We start from the raw sequence: 10,301 nt of genomic DNA, 5'->3' as shown, positions 1-10,301 counted from the left end.
GTACACCGGCCACGCCGGCCAGCGCGGCGGCCAGCGGGACCGCGAGGTCGCCGGCGACCGGCGGGGCCACCGCGTCCAGGCCGAGCCAGCCGGCCAGCCGGTACAGCTCCGCGGCGAGCGCGATCGCGGTCTCGCCCGGTTCGGCGCCGGGCTCGATCCAGGCGGCCGGCACCAGCAGCACGCCCGACTTCCGGTCGGCCTTGAGATCGACCCGGGCGGCGAACCGCTCACCCTGCAGGAACGGCAGGACGTAGTAGCCGTGCACCCGTTGCGGGGCGGGGACGTAGATCTCGATGCGGTAGCTGAAGTCGAAGAGCCGCTCGGTGCGGGCCCGCTCCCAGACCAGCGGATCGAAGGGGCTGACCAGCGTGTTGCCGCGGACCCAGCGGGGCAGCCGGGCCTGCGCGTGCAGGTACGCCGGCTGCCGCCAGCCCTGCACGCTGACCGGGACCAACTCCCCCGCCTCGACCAGCTCGGCGACCGCCCGCCGGGCGCCGGCCAGCGGCAGCCGGAAGTAGTCGCGCAGCTCCGGCTCGGCGGCCACGCCAAGCGACCGGGCCGCGATCGCGACCAGGGCGCGGTAGGCGTCGGCGTCACTCGGGGTGGGCGCGTCGAGCACGGCGGCCGGCAGCACCCGCTCCGGCAGGTCGTAACGGCGGGCGAAGGAGGTGGTGCGGTCGGCGGCGGTCACCTCGCCGGCCCAGAACAGGAACTCCAGCGCCCGCTTGACCGCCGACCAGTTCCACCCCCAGTTGCCGGTCTCCCGGGGCGCGTCGTGCTCGATCTCGGCCGCGGTCAGCGGCCCCCGGGCGGCCACCTCGTCGCGAACCCAGGCGACCAGCCCCGGCTGCTCCTGGGCGATCCGGCGCATTCCGCCCCAGGATTCCTCCCGGGCCCGGGCCATCCGCCAGCGCAGCGCCGGATACAGCCCGACCGGCACCAGCGACGCCTCGTGCCCCCAGTACTCGAAGAGCTCGCGGGGGCGCCGGTAGGCGGCGCTGTCGAGCAGGGTGGTCGGGTACGGCCCGAGCCGGCTGTAGAGCGGCAGGTAGTGCGCGCGTTGCAGGACGTTGACCGAATCCATCTGGATCAGCCCGACCCGGTCGAGCACCCGGCGCAGGTGCCGGCGGGTGGGCGCGCCGCCGGGCGCGGGGTCGGTGAAGCCCTGGGCGGTCAGGGCGATCCGCCGGGCCTGGGCGAGCGAGAGAGATTCCGGTACGGCCATCGTCGGCGACCCTAATCCACCGGTACGACGGCCTTCATTCGGACGCAGCGCCGCCTAGCGGCGCGGAGGCCGAATTATGGCCGCCTCGGTGCGGACGCTGGACCGGTCGCCCGCCGAGGCATAGAACGGACGGATGCTCACCATTCGCCGGGAGGAGCCGGACGACGCCGAGGCGATCGCCGGAGTGCACATCCGCAGCTGGCAGGCCGGCTACGCCGGCCTCATGCCGGACGAGGTGCTGCGCCGGCTCAACGTCCGCGCCTGGGCGCAGCGCCGGCAGGACCTCGGCACGGCCGACCCGGAACACCCGTTCACCACCCTGATCACCGAGGTCGACGGGGTGGTCACCGGCTTCACCACCTTCGGGCCGTACCGGAACAACCAGGACCGGGCCGACCTCGACCCGACGTACGGCGAGATCGTCACCATGTACGTCGAGCCCGCCCGGTGGGGCACCGGGACCGGTCGGGCACTGCTGGGCGCGGCCCGCGAGGCCCTGGCCGAGCGGGGCTGGGCCGAGTACCGGCTCTGGGTGCTGGCCGGAAACGACCGGGCCCGCCGCTTCTACGAGCGGGCCGGCCTGTCACCGGACGGTGAGGAGTCCACCTACACGGTGCCGCTCTCCGGCGGGCGCGACCCGGTCCGCCTCGCCGAGTTGCGCTACACCGCCCGCCTCGACGGCTGACCCGACCGGCCGGGGCTCCCCCGCCGAGCCGGCGGGCCCGTCCTCGCGCTCCGGACCGGCGCCGGTCGGCGTGGCCCAGCGGCGGATCGGCAGGCCGAGCAGCAGCGCCAGGCTGATCCAGACGTAGGTGTTGCTGCCCAGGAAGCCGTCGACGCCGGTGAAGTCCTTCTCCCAGGCCCAGACGATCCGGCTGATCAGGAAGCCGTACCCGACGACCGCGGCGGCCAGCAGGAGGCGGCGCCGGCGGCTGCCCGCGGGGGCCGCCATGGCGTTGTCGACCAGCAGGATCAGGGCGGGGATCAGCCAGACCAGGTGGTGCACCCAGGTGACCGGACTGACCAGGCACATCGTCGCGCCGGTCAGCGCCAGGCCGGTGGCCTCGTCGCCGGCGGCCACCGCGGCCCGGGAGCGCCACGCCCAGACGGCGAGGGTGGCGAGCACCAGTACCAGCCAGGCCACCGTGCTCGGGCGTTCGGGGTCCAGCCGGGCGACCACCCCGCGCAGCGACTGGTTCGAGACGAACGCCAGCTCACCGATCCGCGCGGTGTTCCACAGCGCCTCGGTCCAGAACTCGCGGGAGGCGTCCGGGAAGAGCGCCCCGGCGAGCAGGGTCGCCCCGGTGGCGGCGCCCATGGCGGTGAACGCGGCCCGCCAGCGCCGGGTGACCAGCAGGTAGACGATGAACACGCCGGGGGTCAGCTTGATCGCGGTGGCCAGGCCGATGCCGACCCCGGCCCACCGGTTGCCCGCCGGCAGCAGCCGCAGCAGGTCCACCGCGACCAGGAAGAGCAGCAGCATGTTGACCTGGCCGAAGTTGACCGTCTCGCGCATCGGTTCGAACGCGGCGGCCAGGCAGAGCGCCACCGCGACGGCGAACCAGCGGGTCCAGCCGGCCCGGCGGGAGATCGGCTCCACCAGCCACCAGATCACCACCGCGCTGGTCAGCACGCTGGCCACCACGCTCACCGCGGCCGCCGCCGTCCAGGGCAGGTACGCCATGGGGAGCATGACCAGCGCGGCGAACGGTGGATAGGTGAAGCCGTACTGGGTGGGCGGCCGGAGGAAGTCGTAGATTTCCCCGCCGCCGTGCACCCAGAAGGTCAGCGCGCCGTAGTAGACCTGGAGGTCGAAGAAGCCGTGCCGCACGGCCGCGACGGAGAGGAACCACGCCACCGCGACGGCGAGCACCGCCACGCCGACGACCTGCCCGAACGTCCGCCCCGGACCCTGCGCCACCGTCGCCTCCCTCGCCCTGCGTAGGCTCACGTGCCATGGCTCTCGGGTACGTCCGCCCGGCGCGTCCGGAAGACGCCGGCGAGATCGCACGCATCCAGCTCGCGACCTGGCGGGCCGCGTACCGCCGGATCCTGCCCCGGCACGTGCTCGACAACCTGGACGAGGCGTACCTCGCCCGGCGGTGGAGCGCGGCGGTGCAGGAGCCGCCCTCGGGCGCACACCGCGTGCTGGTCGCCGTCGAACAGGCCGAGCAATCTTATCTGGTGGGGTTCGCCGCATCCGGTCCGGCCGACGCGGAGGCGCTGGCCCCGGGAGAGCCGGCCGAGGCGCTCGGCGACGACGTGGCGGCGGTGACCGACCTGCTGGTCGAGCCCCGCTGGGGTCGGCGCGGCCACGGCAGCCGCCTGCTCGCCGCCATGGTGGACCTCTGGCGGGAAGACGGCTTCACCCGGGCCGTGGCCTGGACGTTCGACGCCGACGCCGCGACCCGCAAATTCCTCACCAGCACCGGCTGGGAGCCGGACGGCGCCGCCCGGGCCCTGGACGTCGACGACATGCTGGTCCCCCAACTCCGCCTACACGTCGCAGTCCCCACCGAGCCGCCCGCCGACTCCTGACCGTCAGCCCTTGTCGGCGCCCTCGTTGGCGCCGCGGACGAAGTAGCGCTGGAAGATCACGAAGAGCACCGCCACCGGGATGGTGGCGAGCAGCGCGGCGCCCAGCTTGAGCGGGTACTGGGTGCCCTTGCCGAGCGAGCCGCTGACCAGGTCGGCCAGGCCCCGGGGCAGGGTGAACAGGCCCGGGTCCTGCACCGCGACCAGGCTGTGCGGGAACTCGTTCCAGGAGCCCTGGAAGGACAGGATGGTCAGCGTGATCAGGGCCGGCTTCGCCATCGGCAGCACCACCGACCAGAAGGTGCGGAAGGTGCCCGCGCCGTCGATCCGGGCCGCCTCCTCCACGCTGACCGGGATCGACTCGAAGAACTGCTTCATGATGAAGACCCCGGCCGCGTCGGCGAGCAGCGGCACGATCAGCCCGGCGTAGCTGTCGTACATGCCGAGCTGGTTGAGCACCAGGAACTTCGGGATCAGGAGCACCACGCCGGGCACCGCCATCACCGCGATGATCGCGGCGAAGAGCCCGGCCCGGCCGCGGAACCGCAGCCGGGCCAGCGCGTACCCGGCGAGCGAGTCGAAGAACACCCGGCCGAGCGTCACCAGCACCGTGACCAGCAGCGAGTTGCCCAGCCAGAGCGGGAAGGCGGTGCCCGCGAAGATCCGCTCGAAGCCGGCCAGCGAGACCGGGTCGGGCACCGGGGAGAGCGGGTGCGCCGCCGCGTCCGGCTCGGTCTTGAACGAGCTCGCGATCTGGATGACGAACGGGTAGAGGAAGACCAGCCCGAAGAAGATCAGGATGGCGTACCCGAGGAACCTGTTCACCAGGGCGCGCTGGTCGGCGCGCCGGGTGGTCACCGCCGGCGCCGGCGGCCGGTCTGTCAGCACGGCCATCTCGTCAGGACCTTTCCGGTACGCGCCGCCGCCACCAGCCGCGCCGTGGCCGCTCGGCGTCCCGGTCGGCCATCACCCGGCGCTGGACCAGGGTGAACAGAATGATGATCAGGAAGAGGACGAACGAGATCGCCGCCCCGGAGCCGTAGTCGAAGTCCCGGAACGCGGTCCGGTACGACAGGTATGCCGGGGTGAGCGTGGTCTTGGCCGGCTCGCCCTGGCTCATCACGTACACCTGGTCGAAGACCTGCCAGGATCCGATCAGACCGAGGGTGAGCACCAGGAACGTGGTCGGCTTGATCAACGGCAGGGTGACGTGCCGGAACCGCTGCCAGCGGGTCGCCCCGTCGAGGATGCTGGCCTCGTCCAGCGCCACCGGCACGTTCTGCAGCGCGGCGAGGAACATCAGCATGAAGGTGCCCGAGGTGGTCCAGACCACCAGGCAGATGATCGACATCATCGCGACGCTCGGCCCGGAGAGCCAGTCCCACCAGGTCAGACCGAACGGGCCCCCGTCGGTGAGCGCGGCCGGCGGCTGATCCACCCCGACCGCACCGAGCAGCAGGTGCAGCACGCCCCGGGAGTCGGCGAACCACTGCGGCCCGTCGATGCCGAAGAAGCCGAGCAGCGCGTTCACCGCGCCGGAGTTGGCGAACAAGAACAGGAAGACCACGCTGATCGCCACCGAGCTGGTGACCGACGGGAAGTAGAACGCGGTCCGGAAGAACCCCTTCCCCTTCAGCATCCGGTTGTTGACCACCAGGGCGAGGCCGAGGGCCAGCACCGTCTGCGCCGGTACGACGATCGCCACGTAGTAGATGTTGTTCCGGATGCTGGTCATGAAGTCGCGGCGGGCCAGCCCGTCCTCGGTGAACAGGCGGGTGTAGTTCTCCGTGCCGACGAACGGCACCCGGCCGGTGAACGGGCTGCCCTGCCCGTTCCAGTCGGTCAGGCTGACCCAGAGCGCCATCAGGATCGGCAGCAGCAGGAACAGCCCGAGGATCACGATCACCGGCGCGACGAAGAGCCAGCCGGCGACGTTCTCGTTGCTCCGGATGCCGCCGGTGCGGCGGCGCGGCGGCCCGGCCTGCGCGGTGGCCGGGGCGGCGAGCGCGTCGGTTGCCATCTCCCCTCCTTCCGAGTGGGAGCCGGCCGGAGGGCCCGGCGTGCGCCGGGCCCTCCGGTCCTGCTCAGCCGCCGAGCGCCGCCTTGGCGTTCTTGTCGAAGTTCTCCAGCACCTTCTTCGGGTCGCCGTTGGCCAGGCCCTGCAGGCCGGTGTCCAGGTCACCGAGGACGCTGTCCATCTTGGGGGCGTTCACCGGGCCCTGGGCGTACGCGGCGCCGTCGATGAACGGCTTGTCCGTCGGGAACGCGGAGGTGTACTGGTCCTGGACGGACTGCCGGGACGGCATCACGCCGAACGCCTTGGCGAACGCCATCTGCTGGTCGCCGGCGGTCATCGCCTCGACGAACTTGATCGCCTGCTCCTTGTACTTGCTCTTGGCGGCGATGCCCCAGCAGTTGGTGAAGGAGAGGGTGCCCTGGCCCTTCGGGCCGGCGGGCAGCGGGACGACCTTGTACTTCAGCTTCGGGAAGTCGTTCTGCAGGGCGCCCTTGATCCAGTTGCCCTCGATGGTCATCACGGCCTTGCCCTTCCCGAACGCCTCACCGGACCAGCCGGCGTCGAGCTGCTTGGGGTACTTCGCGTACCCGCTGGTGAGCAGCGTCTTGACGTACTGGAGGGCCTGGAGGTTCTCCGGGGTGTCCGCGGTCGGCTGCTTGCCGTCCTTGCTGATCAGCCACCCGCCGTTCTGCACCATGAAAGCCCCGATCCGGTCCCGGGTGTCGCCGAGGGCGAGCGGCACCAGGCCCTTGGCCTTGATCTTCTGGCTGGTGGCGGTGAGCTGGTCCCAGGTGGTCGGCACGTCGGCGTCGGTCAGCCCGGCCTTGGCCCACAGGTCGGTGTTGATCTCCAGAGCGAGGGTGGAGAAGTCCTTCGGCGCGCAGTAGAACTTGCCGTCGTAGGTGAAGGCGGTGCGCAGACTCTCGTAGAAGTCGTCCGGGTTGCTGATCTTGTCGGCGTACGGCTCCAGCGCGCCGACGCTGGCGTAGTCGGCGAACCGGCTGGCGTCGACGTAGAAGACGTCCGGCGGGTTGCCGCCGGCGAGGGCCTGGCCGAGCTGCTGGACGAGGTCCTGGGCGGGGGTCACCGTCGCGCTGTTGCCGGAGGAGCTCGCCCATTTGGCCGCGGCGTCCTGGACGGCCTTGGTCTCCGCGTCGCCGGAGGACCCGATCAGGATCTGCAGGTTCGCCGGGCCGCTGGACTGCTTCGCGTCGCCCGACTTGTCGTCGAAGCCGCTGCCGCAGGCGGCGGAGCCGAAGAGGGCGACGGCCGCGAGGCCGGCCACCGCCGCTCGGGTGAGGGATCGAGGTGCCATCTGACTCTCCTGTGGGGGAAGGGGGTCACGCGGTGTGCCGGAGCACCAGCGCGGGCTGGAGCAGCACGTGGGGATCGGTCTGGTGGGTGCCGTCGAGCACGCCGGTGAGCAGCTCGACGCAGCGGGCGGCGGCGGCCGCGAGCGGTTGGCTGACGCTGGTCAGGCCGACCGCGGCGGCGACCGGGGTGTCGTCGAATCCGACGACGGCGACCTGCGGGGCCGCCGTCCCGACGGCCTGCAGGGCGCCGAGGGCGAGCGAGTCGCTGGCGCAGACCACCGCGGTCGGCGGCTCGGCCAGGTGGAGCAGGTCGCGCATCGCCCGCTCACCCTCGGCGATGCCGTCCCAGGTCGCCCGGTGCAGATCGGTGTCCAGCCCGGCGGCGGCCAGCGTGGTACGCCAGCCGGTACGCCGGTCGTCGCCGACGCCGGACCCTTCCGGCCAGCCGATGAAGGCGATCCGGCGGTGGCCGGTGTCGAGCAGCCGCCGGGTGGCCTGGGCGGTCCCGTCGGCGTTGTCGACGTCGACCCAGGGGTGGGACTCCGGGTCGTCCCAGGGCCGGCCGAAGGTCACGAACGGCACCCCGCGGTCGGCCAGCCAGGCCGTCCGGGGGTCGCCGTGCTTGGTGCCGGTGAGCACGAACGCGTCCAGGTCGTACGCGCCGAGCAGGTCGTCGTAGGTGGCGATCTCCTGGTCGTCGTCGCCGGCGGTGTAGAGCATCACCCGGTAGCCGGCGGCGTCGGCGGTCTCGGTCAGCCCGTGCAGGAACCGGTCGAGGACCGAGCCGTTGATCCCGTCCCGGGTGGGCTCGATGCGGACCGCGATGAGCCGGGAGCGGCCGGTGCGCATCTGCCGGGCGGCCTGGTTGGCCCGGTAGCCGAGCACCGCGATCGCCTCCTGCACCCGCTGCCGGGTCTCCTCGCGCACGATGTGCGGCGCGTTGAGCACGTTCGACACGGTCTGCCGGCTGACCCGGGCGTGCCGGGCCACGGTCGCGATCGTCACCTTCTCCGACACGAAATCCCTCTCGCCGCCTTGAACGATCCAACTCCGATACGGCAGGATTAGATCGTTCAAAGTTTCTGGAATGTTTCGCACTTTGCACCGGCCGGGACGATCTGTCAAGACATCCCTTTCCGACCCCCGACGACCCGGTCGAGACACCCTGTTCCACCGAGGCGCACCTGGAGTCCCCCGTGACCGAACGCCACCTGCAACCCCTGCTGCACGACCTGGTCGGGGTGGTCCACGCCCCCACCAGCGCGCTGGGTGACGCGGCCGGCCAGATCCGCCCGACGGGCGTGCACGGCGTGTTCCACGCCGACGCCCGGGTGCTCTCCCGGGCCGAGCTGCGCGTCGACGACCGGGAGCCGGAAGGACTGACCCGCGGGGCGGTCGACCCGCACACCACCCGCTTCGTCGCCCTGGCCCGCTGGCTCGGCGACCCCGGCGCGGACCCGACCGTCCGGGTCGACCGGGTCCGCCGGGCGGATCCGCGGGGGATCAGCGAGGAGCTGCACGTCGTCTCCACCGCCTCCGTACCCGTGCGGGCCACGGTCAGCGTCGACCTGAGCTGCGACCTGGCCCCGATCGAGGTGGTCAAGTCCGGCGGGGCCGCCACCCCGCTGGAGGCGAAGGCGGGCCAGCCCGGCCAGCTGAGCTGGGCCGCCGACGGCATCACCGTGACCGTCACCGGTGAGGCCGCCGAGGTGGACGCCACCGGCGAGCGGGCCGTCGCGCCCCGGCTGAGCTGGCCGGTCGACCTCGCCTCCAGGGGCAGCGTGACGCTGCGCTGGCGGCTCGCGGTCGAGGACCCGAAGGCCGTGGTCGTCGCCCCGACCGGCGAGCCGACCTGGTCCGCCCCGGAGATACGCGCCGACGACCGCCGCCTGGTCCGGCTGCTCGACCGGTCCCTCGCCGACCTGCGCGGGCTCCGGCTGGCCGACCCCGCCCGGCCGGAGGACGTCTTCCTCGGCGCCGGCGTGCCCTGGTTCCTCACCCTGTTCGGCCGGGACAGCCTCTGGGCCGCCCGGATGATGCTGCCGCTCGGCACCGACCTGGCCGCCGGCACGCTACGGGTGCTGGCCCGCCGGCAGGGCACCCGGGTCGACCCGGCCACCGGCGAGGCGCCCGGCAAGATCCTGCACGAGCTGCGCCGGCACGAGTTCGCCCTCTCCGGCGAAGGGCTGCGCCTGCCGCCGGCGTACTACGGCACCGTCGACGCCACCATGCTCTGGATCAGCCTGCTACACGACGCCTGGCGCTGGGGGCTGGCCGCCGACCAGATCGAACCGCTGCTGCCGCACCTCGACGCCGCCCTCGGCTGGCTCGGCGAGCACGCCGACGCCGACGGCGACGGGCTGGTCGAGTACGTCGACACCACCGGCCACGGCCTGTCCAACCAGGGCTGGAAGGACTCCGGCGACGCGGTCCGGTTCCGCGACGGCCGGCTCGCCCAGGCTCCCATCGTGCTGGCCGAGGTGCAGGGGTACGCGTACCGGGCGGCCGTCGACGGGGCGGCCCTGCTGGACGCGTTCGACCGGCCCGGCGCCGACCGCTGGCGCGGGTACGCCGACCGGCTGGCGCAGCGGTTCCGGGCGGCGTTCTGGGTGGACGGCCCGTACGGCCCCCAGCCGGCGCTGGCGCTGGACCGCGACAAGCGCCCGGTCGACTCGCTGACCAGCAACATCGGCCACCTGCTCGGCACCGGCCTGCTGTCGGCGGACGAGTCGGTGCAGGTCGCCCGCCTGCTCACCACCGAGGCGCTCGCTGGTGGCTTCGGGTTGCGCACCATGTCCACCGACGACGGCGGGTTCAGCCCGCTGTCGTACCACTGCGGGTCGGTCTGGACCCACGACACCGCGATCGTGCTCGCCGCCCTGGCCCGCGCCGGCTTCGCCGAGGCCGCGCTCGGCCTCGCCGACGGGCTGCTCGCCGCCGCCGAGGCGTTCGACTACCGGCTGCCCGAGCTTTACGGCGGCGACGACCGCACGGTGATCGGCCGGCCCGTGCCGTACCCGGCGGCCTGCCGGCCGCAGGCCTGGTCCGCGGCGGCCGCGGTGCTGCTGCTCCAGGCGGGCGTCGGGCTCTACCCCGACGTGCCCGCCGGTCGGGTGACCCTGCGACCGCTGGCCGGCCCCGAGCTGGGCGCGCTCGCGGTCGACCGCTTCCGCATTGCCGGCACACCGGTCGACGTGCACGTCGACCGCAC

9 protein-coding genes are annotated in these 10,301 nt (G+C 73.0%); 3 read left to right on the top strand and 6 right to left on the bottom strand.

Annotation, left to right across the window (positions count from 1 at the left end; translation table 11 throughout):
- Nucleotides 1-1,225 (bottom strand): winged helix-turn-helix domain-containing protein (locus DKL51_RS27575; protein WP_148097855.1); only part of this gene is annotated, 1,225 nt, incomplete at its 3' end.
- Nucleotides 1,226-1,358: 133 nt separating this feature from the next.
- Here DKL51_RS27575 and DKL51_RS27570 point away from each other — a divergent pair.
- A complete protein-coding gene (locus DKL51_RS27570; protein ID WP_124812655.1) occupies nt 1,359-1,910 on the top strand; it encodes a GNAT family N-acetyltransferase in 552 nt (183 codons plus the stop codon).
- Here the strand turns inward: DKL51_RS27570 and DKL51_RS27565 are convergent.
- Nucleotides 1,809-3,146: a glycosyltransferase 87 family protein gene (locus DKL51_RS27565; protein WP_124812654.1), complete on the bottom strand. Its 1,338-nt coding sequence runs from the start codon at nt 3,144-3,146 to the stop codon at nt 1,809-1,811. The genes DKL51_RS27570 and DKL51_RS27565 overlap by 102 nt on opposite strands.
- Before the next feature lie 35 nt (nt 3,147-3,181).
- Between DKL51_RS27565 and DKL51_RS27560 the strand changes: the two genes are divergently transcribed.
- Nucleotides 3,182-3,763, top strand: a complete 582-nt coding sequence (locus tag DKL51_RS27560; RefSeq protein WP_124812653.1) for a GNAT family N-acetyltransferase — start codon at nt 3,182-3,184, stop codon at nt 3,761-3,763.
- Between the two features lie 3 nt (nt 3,764-3,766).
- On the opposite strand, the gene DKL51_RS27555 is transcribed toward DKL51_RS27560, so the two are convergent.
- The 4 genes from DKL51_RS27555 to DKL51_RS27540 all read right to left on the bottom strand — a co-directional run bounded on the left by DKL51_RS27555 (nt 3,767) and on the right by DKL51_RS27540 (nt 8,107).
- Nucleotides 3,767-4,654 carry a carbohydrate ABC transporter permease gene (locus DKL51_RS27555; protein ID WP_109948369.1) on the bottom strand — a complete coding sequence of 296 codons (888 nt, stop codon included), beginning with the start codon at nt 4,652-4,654 and terminating at the stop codon, nt 3,767-3,769.
- Nucleotides 4,655-4,658: 4 nt separating this feature from the next.
- Complete coding sequence (locus tag DKL51_RS27550; protein WP_124812652.1) at nt 4,659-5,780, bottom strand: carbohydrate ABC transporter permease; 1,122 nt, start codon at nt 5,778-5,780, stop codon at nt 4,659-4,661.
- 64 nt (nt 5,781-5,844) lie between these two features.
- Nucleotides 5,845-7,092 carry a sugar ABC transporter substrate-binding protein gene (locus DKL51_RS27545; protein ID WP_124812651.1) on the bottom strand — a complete coding sequence of 416 codons (1,248 nt, stop codon included), beginning with the start codon at nt 7,090-7,092 and terminating at the stop codon, nt 5,845-5,847.
- Nucleotides 7,093-7,117: 25 nt separating this feature from the next.
- Nucleotides 7,118-8,107, bottom strand: coding sequence for a LacI family DNA-binding transcriptional regulator (locus tag DKL51_RS27540; RefSeq protein ID WP_109948366.1), 990 nt, complete (start codon nt 8,105-8,107; stop codon nt 7,118-7,120).
- 179 nt (nt 8,108-8,286) lie between these two features.
- Between DKL51_RS27540 and DKL51_RS27535 the strand changes: the two genes are divergently transcribed.
- Nucleotides 8,287-10,301 (top strand): amylo-alpha-1,6-glucosidase (locus DKL51_RS27535; protein WP_124812650.1); only part of this gene is annotated, 2,015 nt, incomplete at its 3' end.

The organism is Micromonospora globispora (assembly GCF_003857015.1).
GTDB lineage: Bacteria > Actinomycetota > Actinomycetes > Mycobacteriales > Micromonosporaceae > Micromonospora > Micromonospora globispora.
The sequence above is the reverse complement of the archived record's forward strand: the minus strand, read 5'-3'. Positions and strand labels throughout refer to the sequence as shown.